The organism is Stutzerimonas stutzeri (assembly GCF_013522825.1).
In the GTDB taxonomy this organism is placed as follows: Bacteria; Pseudomonadota; Gammaproteobacteria; order Pseudomonadales; family Pseudomonadaceae; genus Stutzerimonas; species Stutzerimonas stutzeri_AK.
Window position 1 is genome coordinate 17,269 of the sequence record NZ_JAAMQZ010000015.1, and the last position, 17,994, is coordinate 35,262.

Here is a 17,994-nt window from a genome sequence, read left to right on the forward strand (position 1 = left end):
ATCTGTCAGGCCGTGGCTTTCCACGGCCCATAAAAAGAAAAGGAAAGAGGAGTTCCGATGCGCCAAGGTTCGCTGTCCCTGCTGCTTGTTCTGTGTCTTGCCTCACCCCTGCTGCATGCCCAGGAAGAAACTGCCGCTCCCACCGAGCCTCAGCTCGAACCAGGACAGCCCTCGACCGAAAACGAACCGCAGCGTGCCGAGCCTGGCAGCCGCGACCCGGCCATCAACGTCGATCAGATGCAGCTGGCGCAACTGCGTCAGGAAAACCGACGCCTGCGCATGCAGTTGCATGAGGAACAGGCGAAGATACAGTCACAATCGCAGCCGCAACTGCTGAACGAGCAGCAGCAATGGTTTGCCATTGGCGGCGGTGTCGGAGTGCTGGGGTTCCTGCTGGGCGTACTGACCACGCGCAGCCGTCGCCGCCGGCAATGGTTGAACTGAAAACCCATACGAGCGGATGCATGAGCGAACTGCTGCTGATAGACGATGACCAGGAACTCTGCGAGCTACTGGTCAGCTGGCTGGCCCAGGAAGGTTTCGTCGCCCACGCCTGCCATGACGGCCAAAGTGCCAGGGTGGCGTTGACCGAGCACCAGCCCAGCGCGGTGGTGCTCGACGTGATGCTGCCCGACGGCAGCGGGCTGGAACTGCTCAAGCAGTTGCGCAGCGAATATCCCGAACTGCCGGTGCTGATGCTCTCCGGTCGTGGCGAGCCACTGGATCGCATCCTCGGGCTGGAACTGGGCGCCGACGACTACCTGGCCAAGCCCTGCGATCCACGCGAACTCACCGCGCGCCTGCGGGCCGTCCTGCGTCGCAGCCAGCCGGCCAGCACGCCGAGCCAGCTGGAACTGGGCGATCTGTGCTACAGCCCGGCGCGCGGCGTGGCCAACGTCGGTGAACATGAAGTGACGCTGACGCTGTCCGAGGGTCGCATCCTCGAAGCGCTGCTCGGCCAGCCTGGCGAACCCATGGACAAACAGGCGCTGGCGCAACTGGCCCTCGGGCGCAAACTGACCCTCTACGACCGCAGTCTGGACATGCATGTCAGCAACCTGCGGCGCAAGCTCGGACCGCACCCGGACGGGCGCCAGCGCATCGTCGCCCTGCGCAGCCGCGGTTACCTTTACGCTTCCTGAGCGGCTTTACCGAGCCTTTACCCTGCCCTGACCGCCCTTGACCTTGCGCTGCCTAAACTGAGCTCATCCGGTCAAGGGCAGACACACCGCTCGCATACAGGCCGGCATCCATACACAGGAGAGTTCTCATGATGCGCAAAACCCTTATCGCACTCGCTTTCGCTTCCGCCCTCCCTGCCGTCGCCCTGGCGATGCCCGGCGCCGGTCATGACCATCACGGCGGCAAGCGCGCGCCGCACATGTTCGAGCAACTCGACCTCAGCAAGGAACAGAAGCGCGACATGCGCAAGCTGATGGGCGAACAGATGAAGAGCCGCCACGACATTACCCAGCGCTACCTGGACAAACTGCCCGAAGCCGAGCGCAAGGCCATGCAGGATGAACTGAAGAACAGCAAGCAGGAAACCCACAAGAAGATTCGCGACCTGCTCAAGCCCGAACAGCAGAAGCAGTTCGACGAAATGCACGAGAAAATGGAAGCCAAACGCGCCGAACGTGCTGAATTCAAGCAGTGGAAAGCCGAGCGCGACAGCAAGAACTGAAGAACGGGAAGAAGCAAGCGCCTTCGGCGATTCCACTCTACGAAGCTCCAACTTGCGTAGGTCGAATTAGCCGAAGGCGTAATCCGACGGGCATGCTTGCAGACAACCACAGAGCCACGACAGATAAAGCGCTTACCTCGGTGGTGTTCGATCATTCGCTCGTCGGGTTGGTGAAGCGTAACCCGGCCTACAAAGCGCCAGCATTTCCGCGGCCCTGATTTTCATAACCCGACGCTCCAATGGTAATTTCATCAACCCCTGACCTGGAGTATCTACCCGGTGCGATCCCTGTTCTGGCGCATTCTTGCGACATTCTGGCTGGCCATTGCCCTGGTCGCCGGCCTGGCCATGCTGTTGGGGCATGCGCTGAATCAGGACACCTGGATCATCAACCGCCACCCCGGCGTCAAGCAGCTCTCGCAAATCTGGACTCAGGTCTATGAACGCCAGGGGCCGATCGCCGCGCAATTCATGCTCGAACGGCACCGGCATCGCTTTCATATCGACGTCCAGGTCCTCGCCGAAAACGGCCAGCCGGTCATACGCGGCACCTTTCCGGCACGCGCCGCCGCCTTCGAGGCCCGCCAGCAAAACCAGGCCGGCCGCCTGCCCTGGCGTCGCCTGACTACCGACTACACCAGCCCGCTTTCCGGCGAAACCTACCTGTTCATCTACCGCATTCCCAACGCCGAACTGCAGGCCTGGCATCGCGACAGTCTGTTCTGGCCGCTGAGCGCGCTGGGCATCGCGCTGATCGTGCTGACCGGCTTCAGCCTGCTGCTGACCCTTTCCATCACCCGCCCGCTGGATCGCCTGCGCGGCGCGGTGCATGACCTCGGGCAGACCACGTATCAGCAGAACTCCCTGGCCCGACTGGCCAAGCGCCGTGACGAACTGGGCGTGCTGGCCAAGGATTTCAACCGCATGGGCGCCCGCCTGCAGCGCCTGATCGGCAGCCAGCGACAACTGCTGCGCGACGTTTCCCATGAACTACGCTCGCCTCTGGCACGGCTGCGCATCGCCCTGGCCCTTGCCGAACGCGCTACCCCGGTCGAACGGGAAGTCATCTGGCCACGCCTGGCCAAGGAATGCGATCGCCTGGAAGCACTGATCAGCGAAATTCTCGAACTGGCGCGACTCGACGCCGAACCCGGCGCAGCGAGCGCGGTCAGCCTGCAGCCGATCTTCCAGCAACTGGTAGAGAATGCACGCATCGTGGCACCGAACCAGCTTATAGACAGCCAGGTGCAGAGCGGCATTCCGCTGCGCGGCTGGCCCGACATGCTCGAACGGGCACTGGACAACCTGCTGCGCAATGCCTTGCGCTTCAACCCTGAAGGCATGCCCATCGAATTGCGCGCCCAGGTTGAAGCCGACTGGCTGACCCTGAGCATTCGCGATCACGGCCCCGGCGTGGACGCTGAGCACTTGACGCGCCTGAGCGAACCCTTCTTCCGCGCACCCGGCCAGACCACCGCCGGGCACGGCCTGGGCCTGGCCATCGCCCGCCGCGCCGCCGAGCGCCACGGCGGCGAACTGCTGCTGAGCAATCACCCCCAGGGCGGCTTTGTCGCCAGCCTGAAGCTGCCGCTCAATGCCTCGCCGGAATCAGTCAGGCTGCCCGAGCAAGCATGACTGCAGGGCCGAATTCCTTCGGCCTTTTGCATCTGTGGCCGAACAAGTTCGGCCCTACAGAATAATTTTCCCGTTCCACTGACTGACAAAATCCTTCGGCTCCAGCACCGGCGGCTTGCGCAAGCCGCCTTCCGGCGTGCCCAGATAGATAAATCCCAGCAACTGTTCGCCCGCCGACAGCCCCAGCCCTTCGGCGACATACCGGTCATAGGCGAACTCCCCCGTGCGCCACACCGCGCCCAGCCCCTGCGCATGAGCCGCCAGCAGCAAACCGTGGGCCGCACAGCCCACAGCGAGCAGTTGTTCGACTTCGGGCACCTTAGGATGCGTTACCGGGCAGGCAATCACCGCCACCAGCAGCGGCGCGCGTAGCGGCATCTTGCGCGGCTTGTGCAGCACTTCATCCGAGGCATCCGGCTGGCGCTGGCGCAGGGCTTCGGCCAGTAGCTCGCCCAGGTGCTCGCGCGCCTCACCCTCGATGGTGAGAAAACGCCAGGGTCGCAACTGCCCATGATCAGGCGCCCGCAGCGCAGCACGGAACATCAGCTCCAGCTGCGCAGCCGTCGGCGCCGGATCGACCAGCCGGGTGACCGAAACACGATTGAGCAACAGGTCGAACGCATCCATCCACCATCTCCTCATTCAGATTCACAGGTCGTTTTTCAACGACCTGTCAGCCCCGACGATTGATATCGAGACCTGTATAAGGAAGACAGCTTACCGGTGATGACTCCAACTCCGAAGCCCGCCAGGCACCAGGCACGGAATCGCCTCGCCCTCACGCCACCCGATCAGGCGATACCTGCGGTGCCAGAGGGGGTGTCAGCGGTGGCAGACCATGAGCTGCGCGGGCCGCATCGCAGTGGGCATTGTGCTGGCCGTCGACCCAGGAAGCCTCGAATTCGCGGCATGTGCTCGAGCGCTGCTCATAAAGGGTGCAGCGCACGCCGCAGCCCACATCGCCCATCAGCCCGACGCAACGCGCCGGCTTGGCCTCGGTGCCCTGCATCGCAACGTGAAAGGGACTGATCTGCACGGTGGCGCCATCCGGTACCGTACCGCCGGACGAGGCGCATTCGCCCCAGAAGAAAGACACGCGAAAATACGCGCAGCAGGCACCGCACGTGAGGCAGGGATTGTCGATCGACATGGATGATGAACACCAGAAAGCCGGCAAAGGGCCGGCGCCAGAGCGGCTATTTTATTCACCGCCATGCGCCCGAGAAAAGCCTCCCGGCAGGGCACCGCGAAAGTTTTTTCAACCATTCGATCAGCGGTTTACTGCCGTTGCCACACGGGTAGAATGTCGGCCTTCCTCATAGTGCCGAGCCCTCCACACACATGGCCTTGCCGACGCTGCGCATCATCGGTTTCATTCTCGGCATTTTCCTGATTACCCTGGCCGTCAGCATGGTGGTGCCGATGCTGGCGCTGCTCGCGTTCGAGCGCACCGACGACCTGCACGCATTCATCTGGGCCAGCCTGATCACTTTCGGCTGTGGCTTCGCCCTGGTCCTGCCCGGCAGGCCGGCCAATACCAATCTGCGCCCGCGCGACATGTATTTCCTGACCACGGTGAGCTGGCTGAGTGTGTGCTGCTTCGCCGCCCTGCCGATGATGCTGATCCATCACATCAGCTACACCGATGCCTTTTTCGAAACCATGTCAGGCATCACCACCACGGGCGCGACGGTGATCTCCGGCCTGGACAGCGCCTCTCCCGGCCTGCTCATGTGGCGCTCCCTGCTGCACTGGCTCGGCGGCATCGGCTTTATCGGCATGGCGGTGGCGATCCTGCCGCTGTTGCGCGTGGGTGGCATGCGCCTGTTCCAGACCGAATCCTCGGACTGGTCGGAGAAGGTCATGCCGCGCTCGCACATGGCAGGCAAGTACCTGCTCGTCATCTACGTGATATTCACTTTGGCGGCTTACGTGGCTTTCCGAATGGCCGGCATGGGTGCCTTCGATGCCATCAATCACGCCATGTCCACCGTGGCGACCGGTGGCTACTCGACCTCCGACGCCTCGCTGGGCAAGTTCAGCCCGGCGGCGCACTGGGTGGCTATCGTGTTCATGATTCTGGGCAGCCTGCCCTTCACCCTCTATGTCGCCACGGCGCGAGGCAATCACGGCGCGCTGCTGCGCGATCAGCAGGTACGCGGCTTCCTGATCCTGCTGGCGATCACCAGCCTGCTCTTCAGCGGCTGGTACTGGATCAACCATGACGACAGCCTGCTCGATTCGCTGCGAATCGTGACCTTCAGCGTGGTCTCGGTGGTCACCACCACCGGCTTCGCGGTAAATGATTACACCCAGTGGGGCGGCTTCGCGGTGATGGTCTTCTTCTACCTGACCTTTATCGGCGGCTGTTCGGGCTCGACCTCCGGCGGCTTGAAGATGTTCCGCTTCCAGGTCGCCTATGCGCTGTTGCGCGCCAACCTGCAACAGCTCGTGCACCCGCGCGCGGTCATCCGCCAGCAATACAACGGGCACAATCTCGATGAGGAAATCGTCCGGTCCATCCTGACCTTCTCGTTCTTCTTCACCATGACCATCGGCGTGCTGGCCCTGTGCCTGGCGATGCTCGGGCTCGATCCGCTCACCGCGCTCACGGGCGCGGCATCGGCAGTGTGCAACGTCGGCCCCGGCCTGGGTTCGGTCATCGGCCCGGCGGGTAATTTCTCGCCGCTGCCGGATGCCGCGAAATGGCTGCTTTCCGCCGGCATGCTGCTCGGACGACTGGAAATCATCACCGTGCTGGTGCTATTGACCCCGGCCTTCTGGCGCCATTGAGCATTGGTTATGGTTCGCCGATGTCTTCGTTCCACAGTTCGGGACTGCTTTCGATAAAACCCCGCATCATCGCCACACAGCCCGGGTCCTGCAGCACTTCGACCTTCACCCCGCGTTCGCGCAGCAAATTCTCCTCGCCCAGGAAGGTCTGGTTCTCGCCGATCACGATCCTGGGAATGCCATAGAGCAGGATGGCGCCGCTGCACATCGCACACGGCGACAGGGTGGTGTAAAGAACCGACTCGGCATACACGCCAGCCGATTGCCGCCCGGCATTCTCGAAAGCATCCATCTCGCCGTGCAACACCGCACTGCCTTGCTGAACCCGGCGATTATGCCCACGCCCGATGATCTTCCCGCGATGGACGATCACCGAACCAATGGGAATGCCGCCTTCAGCCAGCCCCTGCCGCGCCTCTTCGATTGCCGCCTGCATGTATATGTCCATCCGCTGCTTCCTCGTATCCAAGAGTCATTTCGGGTGCTGCCTGGCCAAATCACTGGTTTGGCGCAACCTCGGCGACTTGTTATGATCGCCCCACTTACACTGGCGATGCGCAGCAACTTACAACGGGCGCATACCAGAGCGCAGGCCTTTCCAGGGATAGCCATCATAGATGCCAACCGTGACCGGTGAACGGCGTAACGGCCTTGCGACCCGACCGCTGCGAGAGTACTACGCCAGGGTACTTGCCTATCTGACCTGCGCGGCCACGCTGGCCGCCGGCGTTTATACCCAGTACTTTGCCATCGAACTCCTGTGGATGGTGCCGTACACCCTTCTCTACCCGCATTTCGCCTATCACCTGAGCTATCGATTCAAGCGTGAGCACCCGGAGCGGACTTCACAAGTGCTGCTCTGCCTCGACGCCTTGAATGCCGGTGCGGGCATCGTGCTGTTCGGTGGTGCGCTGGTGCCCAGCCTGATGTTCCTGCTGACGCTGAGCTTCAGCGCCCTGGTGATCGGCAGCCTGCGGCATTGGCTGATGACACTGCTGCTGGTCCTCGCCGGCATTGGCATGACCAGCCTGCTGGTACCTCTGCAGTTCAGCGGCACGACCCCGGTGCTGGTCTCGGCGGTAAGCATTTTGTTCACCACGCTGTACATCTGCATCACCGCCTATTACGTGCACCAGCAGGGCGTACATCTGGCGCAAGTGCGTCACGAAGTGGAAGCGGAACAGGCCAAGGCCGCGCGGCTGGCCCGCAACCTGGCCAAATACCTCTCGCCGCAGGTGTGGGAATCGATCTTCTCCGGCAAGCGCAGCGTGCGCCTGGAAACCCAGCGCAAGAAGCTCACGGTGTTCTTTTCGGATATCAAGGGTTTCACCGAACTGTCAGAAGAACTCGAAGCCGAAGCCCTGACCGACCTGCTCAACAACTACCTCAACGAGATGTCGAAGATCACCCTCAAGTACGGCGGCACCATCGACAAGTTCGTCGGGGACTGCGTGATGGTGTTCTTCGGCGACCCCACCAGCCAGGGGGCCAAGAAGGATGCGGTGGCGGCCGTCTCGATGGCCATCGCCATGCGCAAGCACATGAAGGTGCTGCGCCAGCAGTGGCGCGCCCAGGGCATCACCAAGCCCATGGAAATCCGCATGGGCATCAATACCGGCTACTGCACGGTCGGCAACTTCGGCGCCGATACGCGCATGGACTACACCATCATCGGTCGCGAAGTGAACCTGGCCAGCCGCCTGGAAAGCTCCGCCGAAGCCGGCGAGATCCTCATCTCCCACGAGACCTATTCGCTGGTCAAGGACGTGATCATGTGCCGCGACAAGGGCCAGATCACGGTCAAGGGCTTTTCCCGCCCGGTGCAGATCTACCAGGTGGTGGACTTCCGCCGCGACCTGGGCGCGACATCCAGCTTCGTCGAGCACGAACTGCCGGGTTTCTCCATGTACCTGGACACCAATGGCGTACAGAACTTCGACAAGGAACGCGTGATCCAGGCGCTCAACCAGGCAGCAGACAAGCTGCGCGACAAGGTCATCATGTAGCATCGGCGTGCCGGTGATTGCGCTCCGAGGAGTGCCGAGCGAACATCGCATCCAGATGCTGACGAGTTCACCCATGCCGCCGATCCTCTCACTGCGCCATTACAACCACGACCAGATCGTCCACAGCCACCAGCACACCCAGCTGGTGTTCGGCCTGCGCGGGCAGCTGGATTTCGAGATGGATGGCCGCGGAAGCCGCATCCAGCAGCAACAGTTGGCGGTGGTCCCGAGCGAAACGCGCCATGCCTGCGGCAGCGCCTCGGGTAGCCGCTGCCTGATTCTGGATATTCCCGACGACAACTGGCTGCAGCAACGGCTCGGCCATCACTCGGAGCCCGGCCGGCGGCTACTGGAGAAACCCGCGGCCTTGCACCTGAGTCCGGCGCAAAGCCAGCTGGTCGGTTGGCTCGCAGCCAGCCCGGTCGACGATCCGGTCATCAGCGAACAAGGGGCCGCCTTGCTTCTGGCCAGCCTTGCCGGTGGTTGCGAGCCAGTCATGCAGAGCAGCCCGCTTCCCCTGGCAGCGATCCACGCACACGTCGAGCGCCACCTGGGGCATCCGCTCGAGGTCCGGGATCTGGCGCGCCTGGCCGGTCTCTCGGTGCCACGCTTCCATGCCCGCTTCGTGAGCGAGACCGGCATGACGCCCATGGAGTTCGTCCGCCGGCGCCGCGTGCAACAGGGCCGGGAGCTGCTGATCGGCACGCGGCTGGCTGTGGGCGAGATCGCCGCCCGGGTCGGCTATGCCTCGCAAAGCGCCTTTACCGCCGCCCTCAACCGTGAGTTCGGTCGTACCCCGAGAGCGCTGCGCCGCGAGTCGCTCGACAATTGCCGATAGGGCTGCGACAGACGGCCCACACGGCGGGCCTTACCATGGGCCAATAGAAATCATGGCAGCGCCAGGCGTGCCCGTACCGAGGTTGCATGATCGGCTTCAGATTTTCTCCCGCACCGGGCAACCACCCATGACCCGCCGCAACGCCCTGCTGGCGATCCACTTCGGCGCGCTGATGTTCGGCCTCTCCGGGGTATTCGGCAAACTGGCTGAAAGCGCCCCGCTCACCATCACCTTCGGTCGTGCCCTGTTCGCGGTCCTCGCGCTGCTGCTGGCGGCCCGGTTTCTGCGCAGCAGCGGCGCACGCCCCAACTGGCGTCAACGTGGCGGCCTATTGTTCGGCGGCTTACTGCTGGGCGGTCACTGGCTCACCTTCTTTATCGCAGTGAAAATCGCTGGAGTAGGCATCGCCACCCTGGGCTTCGCCAGCTTCCCGGCCTTTACCCTGCTGCTGGAAGGGGTGTTGTTCCGCGAACGCACACGTCCGGTCGAATTCGCCTTGGTGGGCCTGGTCTGCGCGGGCCTGGTGCTGGTCACGCCGGCGTTCGATCTGGCCAGCGAAAACACGGTCGGCCTGCTCTACGGCATTCTCTCCGGCCTGCTGTTCGCCCTGCTGTCGTTGCTCAACCGCGCGGTTACCCGCGGTATCGATCCGGTGCAGGCCGCGCTCTGGCAGAACGGCATCATCCTGCTGTGCCTGCTGCCTCTGAGCTGGAACTCGCTACCCGAGGTTCCGCCACTGGACTGGCTCTGGCTGGTGCTGCTCGGTGTGTTCTGCACCGGCCTTGCGCACAGCCTGTTCGTCGCCAGCCTGAAAGTACTGAAAGCGCGAACCACCTCGGTGATCTTCGCCCTGGAACCGGTGTACGGCATTGCCTTTGCCTGGTGGCTGTTCAACGAACGGCCCACCCTGGGCATGGCGGCGGGCGGCGCCCTGATCATTCTCGCGACGGTGATCACCAGCCGCCTGAAGACCGCATCACTGCCCAGGCCAGCCAACGCGGGCTGAATCAGAGCCAACGGTCGTTCTGCCTGAAGCAGGCCTCGACGCACCGTCCGTTCATGTTCCGTTGCGTACTGCCGGCGACTGGTTATACCATCCGTACTAACGTCAGTTCAGAGGCCCCCGCCATGAAGCTCAAGATCACCTCCATCGGCAATTCCGCCGGTGTCATCCTGCCGAAGGAAATACTGGCGCGCCTGCGCCTGGAGAAAGGAGACGAGCTGTACGCCCTGGAGACGCCGGACGGCCTCAAGCTCAGCGTATTCGACCCCACCCTGGCCGAGCAGATGGAGGTGGCTGAACTGGTCATGCGCGAAGATCGGCAGGTCCTGCACAAACTGGCGCAATGAGAATCGCAGCATGATCGTCTGGATCGGCAAGGCGCTGGCCCTGGCCATTCACGACCGCCAACTGGCCGAGCATGGCGGGGGTAGCGGCGTACGCGACGAAGGCCTGCTCGACTCGGCCCTGGCCCGTCCGCAGCAGCTCCATACCTATGGCGAACCCGCGCCGGATCTGGCCGATCTCGCCGCCAGCCTGGCCTTCGGTCTGGCCCGCAATCACCCCTTCGTCGATGGCAACAAACGCACGGCACATGTCTGCTATCGCGTGTTCCTTCAGCTCAACCACTGCAAGCTGATCGCCAGCGACGAAGAAAAATATGCCGCCATGATCGGCCTGGCCGAAGGCTCCATCGACGAAGCCGAATTCGCCCGCTGGCTGCGCAGCCGAATCGTTATCGACAGGCCAGGCGCGGTACAGGAGGCGGCGAGCCGCTATCGTTGAGTTCGCCCCCTCGATCCCCCACGTTCCACGCGGGAGCGCGGAAACGATCAATCTGGCATTTACGCTGATGGCCGGTTCAGCGGTCGTTATGACCCAGCGAGCGCTGCGGGTCGATCTGGTCGCGCACGCGCTGCTTGAGTTCCTTCGCTTCGGGGAATCCCCCATCGAGCTTGCGCTCCCAGATCTGCACGCCATCGCAGGTGATATGGAACGTCCCGCCGGTGGCAGGCACCAGCGCAACCTTGCCCAGATCATCGGCGAAGGTGGACAAAAGCTCCTGGGCCAGCCAGGCCGCGCGCAGCAGCCACTGGCATTGGGTGCAATAGGTGATGACGATTTCCGGTTTGGTAGCGGACATGAGCATGCCTTCGGTGGCTGACGGAGCGCCTATAATAGCCGCCCTTTCTCGCACCCAAGCCTGGTATGGTCATGTCCCGTTTAGTGTTTTTGCTGATGCTGTTGCTGCCGATGGCAGGATTTGCCGACTTCCAGCCGAAAACCGGCCTGGTCCTGTCCGGCGGGGCGGCACGCGGGTTGGCCCATATCGGCGTGCTGAAAGCCTTGGAAGAACGCGGCATCCGCATCGACGCCGTCGCCGGCACCAGCATGGGCGCGGTGATCGGCGGGCTTTATGCCTCGGGCTACAGCATCGATGAACTGGAAAAACTGGCCCTCGAACTCGACTGGCAGCAGGTGCTCTCCGACGATCCTCCACGCCAGGATGTGCCCTTCCGGCGCAAGCAGGACGACCGCGACTTTCTGGTCAAGCGCAAGCTCAGCTTTCGCGACGATGGCAGCCTCGGCCTGCCGCTCGGGGTGATCCAGGGGCAGAACTTGGCGCTGCTGCTCGAACGGCTGCTGGTGCATACCAGCGATACCCGTGATTTCGATCGCCTGCCGATCCCCTTTCGCGCCGTGGCCACCGATATCGCCAACGACAAGAAGGTGATCTTCCGCAGCGGCCACCTGCCCCAGGCGATTCGCGCCAGCATGTCGATTCCCGCCGTGTTCGCGCCGGTCGAGATCGAGGGTCGGTTGCTGGTCGACGGCGGCATGGTCGACAACATCCCCATGGACGTCGCTCGCGGCATGGGCGTCGAGCGCCTGATCGTGGTGGATATCGGCTCACCCCTGCATACACGTGAGGAGCTACTGACGGTCGTCGATGTGCTCAACCAGTCGATCACCATGATGACCCGACGCAACTCCGAAGCGCAGCTGGCGACGCTGCGCCCGGAGGATCTGCTGATCCAGCCGGCGCTGGCCGGCTTCGGCTCGACCGATTTCGGTCGCGCCGAGCAGCTTATCGATGCCGGCTACCGTGCGGCCAGCGCGCTGGATGCCCGCCTGCTCACGATGCGCAGCGAAAGCGGCGGCAACCCGGCGCTGAGCCTGGCCCGCAGCGCCGAACCGCGCACGCCGCTGATCAGCGAAGTACGCATCGAAAACGACTCGAAAGTCGGCGATGCGGTCATCCGCCGGCATATCCGCCAGCAGATCGGTGAGCCGCTGGATCTGCAAGACCTGCAAAAAGACATGGGCACCCTGTATGGCCTGGACTACTTCGAGCAGGTCGAATACCGCGTGGTGCATGGCAAACCCGGCAATACCCTGGTCATCACCACCCGTGAAAAACGCTCCGGCACCGACTATCTGCGCCTGGGCATCAACCTCTCGGACGACTTTCGCGGCGACAGCGCGTTCAACATTGGCGCCAGCTATCGCAAGAACGGCATCAACGAGCTGGGCGCCGAATGGCTGACCCGCCTGCAACTGGGTGATCATCAGGAGCTTTTCAGCGAGTTCTATCAGCCGCTGGACGCGGGATCACGCTGGTTCGTGGCGCCCAGCCTGTTCGCCGAAAACCAGAACGTCGAGGCGATCATGGATAACGACCCCATCGCCGAATACCGCCTGCAACGCTATGGCTACGGCCTGCATCTGGGCCGGCAAATCGCCAACAATGGCGAAATCCGCTTCGGCATCGGCCAGGCCTGGGGCGAGGCGGATGTGCGTATCGGCGACCCGCATCTGCCGGATTTCAGTTTCGAGGAAGGCTATTACCAGCTGCAGTATTCGTTCGACACGGTGGACAACGTCGATTTCCCCCGCGAAGGCGAGGATATCGGCCTGAGGCTGCGCCAGTACGACAAGGGCCTGGGCTCCGACGAGCGCTACCGACAGTGGGAATTCAAGCTGGACAAGGCTGTCAGCCACGGCCCCAGCACCCTGGTGTTCGGGGCTCGCTACGGACGCACGCTGGATGATGCGGAAGTCGTCACCTCAAGCTTCATGCTCGGCGGCGCGCGGCAACTGTCCGGCTTTCGTCAGGACGCCTTGCCCGGACAGAACATCAGCCTGGCACGGCTGATCTATTTCCGCCGAATGACGCCGCGCTCCTTCCTGCCACTCGATTTCCCGCTGTACCTGGGCGCATCCCTGGAACGCGGACGCGCCTGGAACAACGACAACGAGTTCGACAGCGGCTACATCAATGCCGGCAGCATCTTCATCGGTTACGAAACGCCGTTGGGCCCGCTGAACTTCAGCTACGGCCTGAATGATGAAGCCGAGCGGGCGCTGTACATGAATCTTGGGCGCAGCTTCTGAGCTAGCGTTTGACCAGATTGGCCAGAATTCGCGCATGTACCTGCTGACACTTGCGCAGGTCCTCTTCATCGATACCGTTGAAGAGTTCATGGCGGACCTGGGTGGAAATCGCTTCGATCTTTTCGATCATGGGCCGCGCCGCAGCCCGGAGCGTGATCAGCTTGGCCCGCCGATCCTCCGGGGCGGCCTTGCGCTGTACCAGCCCCTGCGCTTCGAGGCCATCCAGCAACCGGGCCAGCGTCGGCCCTTCGACCGCCACGCTTTGCGCCAGCTCGCGCTGGGTCGGCTCATGGTCGAAACGCGCGAGGTGTAGCAGAACCAGCCAGCGAGCCTGGGAAAGGCCGAGATCGGCCAGCCGGCGATCCAGCTCGGCGCGCCAGCCACGCGAAAGTTGCGCCAACTGCATGGCGAATCGGTGTTGATCGGGGTACATGACGCGGGCTTTCCTGCAAAACTAATTATTAGCCAGCTAACCACAGCGGCCATGGGCTGGCAATAGCTCATAGGTCGGACTCGCAACCATATGTGTCTCGTCTATTGGAACGTTTTACGGCTGAGTCACGATGCGTTCAGAGATCGAACTCGGCCTGGAGCGAAGCGCGCACGCAGAACAGCACGGCTTCCGGCACGCGCCCGGCAAACGTCTCCGCCACCGAGGCGACGCTGGGCAATTCGCCTTCCGCGTCGAGAAAGGCATCCTGAATCTCGCCCAGCAGCTCCTCCGGCAGATCCAGGGCCTGCTCCAGGCTGAGCAGTTGCTGGCCGATGGCCTCGGCAAGCATGGCGTAGACATTTTTCTCACTGCAGTCGAGCTGACGGGCGATCTGCGTCGGCGTCATGCCGGCGCGCGCCAGGGTAATCAGCTCATGCCGCACATCGGCTGGCGACCTGGCTGCCGCGGCAGTGCCCTTCAGCACATCGAGGAAAGCCTGCCCATAGCGCTCCAGCTTGCGCGCCCCGACCCCACTGATACGCGCCATGTCGCCAAGCGTACCGGGCTGGCTGCGCAGCATCTCCAGCAGGGTCGCGTCGGGGAAGATGACGTAGGGCGGCACGCCATGCTCTTCGGCCAGCTTGCGGCGCAAGGCCCGCAGCGCTTCCCAGGTTTCGCGCTCTTCGCTGCGCACCAGTTGGCTGGCGGCGCTGCCTGCCGGCTTCACGGTCTTGCTGGCCACTTCACGCCGTAACTCCAGCGACACCTCGCCACGCAGCAGGCTACGGCAGCTGTCGCTGAGGCGCAGACCGCCAAAACCGTCCAGATCGACATCGGCCAGCCCGCGCGCAACCAGTTGGCGAAACAGCGAGCGCCACTCACCGTCCGACAGCGCCTTGCCGACGCCGAACACCGACAGATGCTGATGGCCCAGGCTGCGGACCTTTTCGTTGTCGCGCCCCAGCAGCACATCCACCAGATGCCCGACGCCATAACGCTGGCCGCTGCGATAGATCGCCGACAGCGCCTGGCGCGCCGGCTCGGTGGCGTCCCAGGTCTGCACGCCATCGACGCAGTTGTCGCAGTGCCCGCACGGCTCGGGCAGTACCTCATCGAAATAGGCCAGCAGCGCCTGACGCCGGCAGCGGGTTTCCTCGCACAGCGCCAGCATGGCGTCGAGCTTGTGCTGCTCGACGCGCTTGTGGCGCTCGTCACCTTCGGAGTTGTTGAGCATCTGCTTGAGGAAGATCACATCCTGCAGGCCGTAGGCCATCCAGGCATCGGCAGGCAGGCCGTCACGCCCGGCGCGCCCGGTTTCCTGGTAGTAGGCTTCCAGCGATTTGGGCAGATCCAGATGCGCGACGAAGCGCACGTTGGGCTTGTCGATGCCCATGCCGAAGGCGATGGTGGCGATCATGATCAGGCCTTCCTCGTTGAGAAAGCGCTTCTGATGGAAGGCGCGCAGCTCATTGGGCAGACCCGCGTGGTACGGCAACGCCGGAAAGCCCTGTTCGCTGAGGAAGGCAGCCATATCGTCGACCTTCTTGCGCGACAGGCAATAGACGATGCCGGCATCGCCACGACGCTCGGCGAGAAAACCCAGCAACTGCTTGCGCGGCTGATCCTTGGGCACGATGCGGTAGAAGATGTTGGGCCGGTCGAAACTGGAGAGAAAGCGCTCGGCATTTTCCAGCTTCAGGCGCTGGACGATTTCCTCGCGGGTGCGCTTGTCCGCCGTGGCGGTCAGGGCGATGCGCGGCACCGCCGGGAAGAATTCGGCCAGTTGCCCCAGCTGCAGGTATTCGGGGCGGAAATCATGCCCCCACTGCGACACGCAATGGGCTTCGTCGATGGCGAACAGGCCGATCTGCAGGCGCTGCAGAAAGGCCAGCATGCGCGGCTGGACCAGGCGCTCGGGGGCCAGGTAGAGCATCTTGATTTCGTTGCGGCGCAGGTGCTCGGCGATATCCCGCTGATCATCTAGGCTCAGCGTGGAGTTCAGCGCCACGGCCGCAATGCCCAGCTCATCGAGGGTCGCGACCTGATCGTCCATCAGCGCGATCAGCGGCGAAACCACCACCGTCAGGCCGTCACGCAACAGCCCCGGCACCTGGAAGCAGAGCGATTTACCGCCGCCTGTGGGCATCAGCACCAGCGCATCGCCACCACCGGCCACCTGCTCGATGATCGCGCGCTGGTTGCCACGAAAGGCGTCATAACCGAATACGTCTTTGAGTATGCGCTGTGCCTGGTCGAGCATGCCGGTCTCCGAAACAAGGCGCGCAGTATACGCGAGGCGACCGTCAAGTTCAGGCACAAGCGGACTGCACGAGCGGGATCATCGCATCTGACCGTTGTCAGCCCCCGCGGTAGCTTGCAGCACACGGCTCGTCTAGAATCAGCGCTAATTGTCCATTCAAGGTAGCCTCCCATGTCCTTTGCCGAGCAACTCGCCCGCCTGCAAGTGTTTCTGGATGCAGACGATCTGCATGAAGAGGCGCTGGATTACATTGCCGCGCATGGCTACATGACGGCGCTGAGCATCTGTTCCGAGCAGGTGCCCGACCGTGAATGGATCGATGCGCTGTTCGCCGAGCCGCCGCAATACGCCGACGCCACCGAGCGCGAGGCCATCGAAGCGACGCTGGTGCAGCTCAAGGCACATATCGCCCGACAGCTGGCCAGCGACGAAGACATGGAGCTGCCCTGCGAACTGGACCTGGGCGAAGAACCGGACGAATCCGATCTGCGTGGCTGGTGCATCGGCTTCATGGAAGGCGTGTTCATGCGCGAAGCGATCTGGTTCGAGGATTCCGAGGAAGAAGTCAGCGAGTTGCTGCTGCCGATCATGGTCGGTTCGGGGCTCTTCGACGAGCAACCCGAGTTCAGCGATATCGCCGCCGATCCCGAACTGGCGGACGAAATGGTGTCGCAGATCCCTGAGATCCTCACCGCGCTGTATCTGCTCTGCCATGCCCCCGAAGAGAAGCCGGCCCTGCTCAAGCCTCGCCGGCACTGATGGCCGGATAGCTTCTTGGCCCACCGCGACATACAGGCCTATCGCAACCCGCTGGTACGCTATGTGCTACTGACGGTGGGCTGGCTGAGTGTCGCGCTGGGCTTTATCGGCATCTTCGTGCCGGTACTGCCCACCACACCGTTTCTGCTGCTGGCCGCCGCCTGCTTCGTCCGCAGCTCGCGGCGCTTTTACGACTGGCTGGTGATGCATCCCCGCCTTGGCCCCTGGTTTCGGGATTACCTGGACGGTAACGGGATTCCACTCAAGGGCAAGGTCTACGCCATCGGCACCATGTGGCTGAGCATCGGCATATCCTGCTGGCTGGTGCCGCTCTTGTGGGCACGGATCGGCATGCTGATCAGCGCGACATTGGTGACGCTGTATATCCTGCGCCTAAAGACCCTTCCGGCCCGCTAGACGGGCTGCTGAAGCCCAGCATGATTGCGCTGGTAAACCTCCACGCCCATGGCCTCGATCTGCGCCTCGATCATCGCCTCGAAGGGGCGCAACAGTGCATCGTAGCGCCCTTCTCCCTCCAGCGCATTGAGCGCGACCACCACGGCCTCCAGCGTCGAGAGCGCGCCCGGCTGCGGCGCCTTGCGCAAGCGGTAGCGTGAAGCCAGCCCCTCGGGCAGCGCCACCCGTGGCAGGCTGGCGAGACCAGGATTGAGATGCAGCAGTTTGCGCGCCTTGCGCCAGGTGCCATCCGGCACGACCAGGCGGATCGGTTCGGCACTGGCCGCCAGGGTTGCCAGCGGAACGGCGTCTTCGCCGGGAAACAGCAGGTAACTTCGAACGCCATCGTCAGGCAGGTCATCGAACCGCTCACCCACACGCAACTGCGCCGTGCTCAGGCCAAGCGCAACCAGCCGGGCGGTATTGAGCGCATGAGCGCTTTCACTGGGATGCTGCAGGATCAGCACCTGTGTTCTACTGGCAAGCGAGGGAAGCAACGGACAAAGACAGTGGCTCAGTGGACGCTGGCAACTCGGACATTGCGGACGGGACATTCACACTCCTATGGTCCCGCGCAGGTCGGGTCAGCCGAAGGCGTAACCCGACGGAGCAGCCATCGACACCTATGCCGCTCGCATACTGCCGACAGCCCGGTAGGGAATAACGTTCTTACACTCACCATGCGTCCGCTCGGTGGATCGATAAAGCGCGATCCACCCTACGGAAAGCCGATG

20 protein-coding genes are annotated in these 17,994 nt (G+C 63.2%); 13 read left to right on the top strand and 7 right to left on the bottom strand.

The genetic code is table 11. The annotated features are described in order from the left end of the window. The first annotated feature begins 57 nt into the window (after positions 1 to 57). The 4 genes from G7020_RS11195 (at position 58) to G7020_RS11210 (ending at position 3,319) form a co-directional block, all read left to right on the top strand. Positions 58 to 444 (top strand): hypothetical protein, encoded by a 387-nt coding sequence (locus G7020_RS11195; protein WP_181084392.1) that lies wholly within the window; start codon positions 58 to 60, stop codon positions 442 to 444. Between the two features lie 20 nt (positions 445 to 464). Beyond that, a complete protein-coding gene (locus G7020_RS11200) occupies positions 465 to 1,142 on the top strand; it encodes a response regulator transcription factor (RefSeq protein WP_181084394.1) in 678 nt (225 codons plus the stop codon). Between the two features lie 131 nt (positions 1,143 to 1,273). After that, entirely contained in the window at positions 1,274 to 1,684 is a 411-nt protein-coding gene (locus tag G7020_RS11205) for a Spy/CpxP family protein refolding chaperone (RefSeq protein WP_181084578.1), read from the top strand. 279 nt (positions 1,685 to 1,963) lie between these two features. Further along, positions 1,964 to 3,319: an ATP-binding protein gene (locus G7020_RS11210; RefSeq protein ID WP_181084395.1), complete on the top strand. Its 1,356-nt coding sequence runs from the start codon at positions 1,964 to 1,966 to the stop codon at positions 3,317 to 3,319. A 54-nt stretch (positions 3,320 to 3,373) separates the two neighbouring features. Here G7020_RS11210 and G7020_RS11215 read toward each other — a convergent pair whose 3' ends face one another. Both G7020_RS11215 and G7020_RS11220 read right to left on the bottom strand, forming a co-directional pair. Further along, on the bottom strand, positions 3,374 to 3,946 hold the full coding sequence (locus G7020_RS11215) for a nitroreductase family protein (RefSeq protein ID WP_181084397.1): 573 nt from the start codon (positions 3,944 to 3,946) through the stop codon (positions 3,374 to 3,376). Positions 3,947 to 4,097: 151 nt separating this feature from the next. Continuing rightward, complete coding sequence (locus tag G7020_RS11220; protein WP_181084398.1) at positions 4,098 to 4,469, bottom strand: YkgJ family cysteine cluster protein; 372 nt, start codon at positions 4,467 to 4,469, stop codon at positions 4,098 to 4,100. A gap of 191 nt (positions 4,470 to 4,660) precedes the next feature. Here G7020_RS11220 and G7020_RS11225 point away from each other — a divergent pair, with 191 nt between their 5' ends. Beyond that, positions 4,661 to 6,112: a TrkH family potassium uptake protein gene (locus G7020_RS11225; protein WP_181084399.1), complete on the top strand. Its 1,452-nt coding sequence runs from the start codon at positions 4,661 to 4,663 to the stop codon at positions 6,110 to 6,112. Between the two features lie 7 nt (positions 6,113 to 6,119). Here the strand turns inward: G7020_RS11225 and G7020_RS11230 are convergent, their stop codons facing one another. Continuing rightward, positions 6,120 to 6,560, bottom strand: a complete 441-nt coding sequence (locus G7020_RS11230) for a nucleoside deaminase (RefSeq protein WP_181084401.1) — start codon at positions 6,558 to 6,560, stop codon at positions 6,120 to 6,122. Positions 6,561 to 6,729: 169 nt separating this feature from the next. Between G7020_RS11230 and G7020_RS11235 the strand changes: the two genes are divergently transcribed. From G7020_RS11235 to G7020_RS11255, 5 genes are all read left to right on the top strand, one after another. Then, positions 6,730 to 8,118, top strand: coding sequence for an adenylate/guanylate cyclase domain-containing protein (locus G7020_RS11235; protein WP_181084403.1), 1,389 nt, complete (start codon positions 6,730 to 6,732; stop codon positions 8,116 to 8,118). A 73-nt stretch (positions 8,119 to 8,191) separates the two neighbouring features. Next, positions 8,192 to 8,956 (top strand): helix-turn-helix domain-containing protein, encoded by a 765-nt coding sequence (locus G7020_RS11240; RefSeq protein WP_181084405.1) that lies wholly within the window; start codon positions 8,192 to 8,194, stop codon positions 8,954 to 8,956. A gap of 127 nt (positions 8,957 to 9,083) precedes the next feature. Beyond that, the gene (locus tag G7020_RS11245) at positions 9,084 to 9,962 is read left to right on the top strand and encodes a DMT family transporter (RefSeq protein ID WP_181084407.1); all 879 of its coding nucleotides are present in this window, start codon (positions 9,084 to 9,086) and stop codon (positions 9,960 to 9,962) included. A gap of 122 nt (positions 9,963 to 10,084) precedes the next feature. Then, a complete protein-coding gene (locus tag G7020_RS11250; protein ID WP_181084408.1) occupies positions 10,085 to 10,306 on the top strand; it encodes an AbrB/MazE/SpoVT family DNA-binding domain-containing protein in 222 nt (73 codons plus the stop codon). A 10-nt stretch (positions 10,307 to 10,316) separates the two neighbouring features. After that, positions 10,317 to 10,742, top strand: coding sequence for a type II toxin-antitoxin system death-on-curing family toxin (locus G7020_RS11255; protein ID WP_181084410.1), 426 nt, complete (start codon positions 10,317 to 10,319; stop codon positions 10,740 to 10,742). Between the two features lie 76 nt (positions 10,743 to 10,818). Here G7020_RS11255 and G7020_RS11260 read toward each other — a convergent pair whose 3' ends face one another. After that, positions 10,819 to 11,100, bottom strand: coding sequence for a SelT/SelW/SelH family protein (locus G7020_RS11260; protein ID WP_181084412.1), 282 nt, complete (start codon positions 11,098 to 11,100; stop codon positions 10,819 to 10,821). Between the two features lie 71 nt (positions 11,101 to 11,171). On the opposite strand from G7020_RS11260, the gene G7020_RS11265 reads away from it, so the two are divergent. Continuing rightward, positions 11,172 to 13,352 carry a patatin-like phospholipase family protein gene (locus G7020_RS11265; protein WP_181084414.1) on the top strand — a complete coding sequence of 727 codons (2,181 nt, stop codon included), beginning with the start codon at positions 11,172 to 11,174 and terminating at the stop codon, positions 13,350 to 13,352. A 1-nt stretch (position 13,353) separates the two neighbouring features. Here G7020_RS11265 and G7020_RS11270 read toward each other — a convergent pair whose 3' ends face one another. Both G7020_RS11270 and recQ read right to left on the bottom strand, forming a co-directional pair. After that, on the bottom strand, positions 13,354 to 13,785 hold the full coding sequence (locus tag G7020_RS11270; RefSeq protein ID WP_181084416.1) for a MarR family transcriptional regulator: 432 nt from the start codon (positions 13,783 to 13,785) through the stop codon (positions 13,354 to 13,356). Positions 13,786 to 13,921: 136 nt separating this feature from the next. After that, positions 13,922 to 16,045 (bottom strand): DNA helicase RecQ, encoded by a 2,124-nt coding sequence (recQ, locus tag G7020_RS11275; protein WP_181084418.1) that lies wholly within the window; start codon positions 16,043 to 16,045, stop codon positions 13,922 to 13,924. Between the two features lie 171 nt (positions 16,046 to 16,216). On the opposite strand from recQ, the gene G7020_RS11280 reads away from it, so the two are divergent. Both G7020_RS11280 and G7020_RS11285 read left to right on the top strand, forming a co-directional pair. Continuing rightward, a complete protein-coding gene (locus tag G7020_RS11280) occupies positions 16,217 to 16,804 on the top strand; it encodes a YecA family protein (RefSeq protein ID WP_181084420.1) in 588 nt (195 codons plus the stop codon). A gap of 15 nt (positions 16,805 to 16,819) precedes the next feature. Further along, on the top strand, positions 16,820 to 17,221 hold the full coding sequence (locus G7020_RS11285) for a YbaN family protein (protein ID WP_181084422.1): 402 nt from the start codon (positions 16,820 to 16,822) through the stop codon (positions 17,219 to 17,221). Here G7020_RS11285 and G7020_RS11290 read toward each other — a convergent pair. Beyond that, complete coding sequence (locus G7020_RS11290; RefSeq protein ID WP_181084424.1) at positions 17,218 to 17,814, bottom strand: tRNA-uridine aminocarboxypropyltransferase; 597 nt, start codon at positions 17,812 to 17,814, stop codon at positions 17,218 to 17,220. The two genes, G7020_RS11285 and G7020_RS11290, sit on opposite strands and share 4 nt — an antisense overlap. Positions 17,815 to 17,994 lie beyond the last annotated feature (180 nt).

Bases quoted from the DNA above. Each gene is read 5' to 3' on its own strand.
- G7020_RS11195 (WP_181084392.1), top strand. From the start codon at position 58: ATGCGCCAAGGTTCGCTGTCCCTGCTGCTTGTTCTGTGTCTTGCCTCA.
- G7020_RS11200 (WP_181084394.1), top strand. From the start codon at position 465: ATGAGCGAACTGCTGCTGATAGACGATGACCAGGAACTCTGCGAGCTA.
- G7020_RS11205 (WP_181084578.1), top strand. From the start codon at position 1,274: ATGCGCAAAACCCTTATCGCACTCGCTTTCGCTTCCGCCCTCCCTGCC.
- G7020_RS11215 (WP_181084397.1), bottom strand. From the start codon at position 3,946: ATGGATGCGTTCGACCTGTTGCTCAATCGTGTTTCGGTCACCCGGCTG.
- G7020_RS11220 (WP_181084398.1), bottom strand. From the start codon at position 4,469: ATGTCGATCGACAATCCCTGCCTCACGTGCGGTGCCTGCTGCGCGTAT.
- G7020_RS11225 (WP_181084399.1), top strand. From the start codon at position 4,661: ATGGCCTTGCCGACGCTGCGCATCATCGGTTTCATTCTCGGCATTTTC.
- G7020_RS11230 (WP_181084401.1), bottom strand. From the start codon at position 6,560: ATGGACATATACATGCAGGCGGCAATCGAAGAGGCGCGGCAGGGGCTG.
- G7020_RS11235 (WP_181084403.1), top strand. From the start codon at position 6,730: ATGCCAACCGTGACCGGTGAACGGCGTAACGGCCTTGCGACCCGACCG.
- G7020_RS11240 (WP_181084405.1), top strand. From the start codon at position 8,192: ATGCCGCCGATCCTCTCACTGCGCCATTACAACCACGACCAGATCGTC.
- G7020_RS11245 (WP_181084407.1), top strand. From the start codon at position 9,084: ATGACCCGCCGCAACGCCCTGCTGGCGATCCACTTCGGCGCGCTGATG.
- G7020_RS11250 (WP_181084408.1), top strand. From the start codon at position 10,085: ATGAAGCTCAAGATCACCTCCATCGGCAATTCCGCCGGTGTCATCCTG.
- G7020_RS11255 (WP_181084410.1), top strand. From the start codon at position 10,317: ATGATCGTCTGGATCGGCAAGGCGCTGGCCCTGGCCATTCACGACCGC.
- G7020_RS11260 (WP_181084412.1), bottom strand. From the start codon at position 11,100: ATGTCCGCTACCAAACCGGAAATCGTCATCACCTATTGCACCCAATGC.
- G7020_RS11265 (WP_181084414.1), top strand. From the start codon at position 11,172: ATGTCCCGTTTAGTGTTTTTGCTGATGCTGTTGCTGCCGATGGCAGGA.
- G7020_RS11270 (WP_181084416.1), bottom strand. From the start codon at position 13,785: ATGTACCCCGATCAACACCGATTCGCCATGCAGTTGGCGCAACTTTCG.
- recQ (WP_181084418.1), bottom strand. From the start codon at position 16,045: ATGCTCGACCAGGCACAGCGCATACTCAAAGACGTATTCGGTTATGAC.
- G7020_RS11280 (WP_181084420.1), top strand. From the start codon at position 16,217: ATGTCCTTTGCCGAGCAACTCGCCCGCCTGCAAGTGTTTCTGGATGCA.
- G7020_RS11290 (WP_181084424.1), bottom strand. From the start codon at position 17,814: ATGTCCCGTCCGCAATGTCCGAGTTGCCAGCGTCCACTGAGCCACTGT.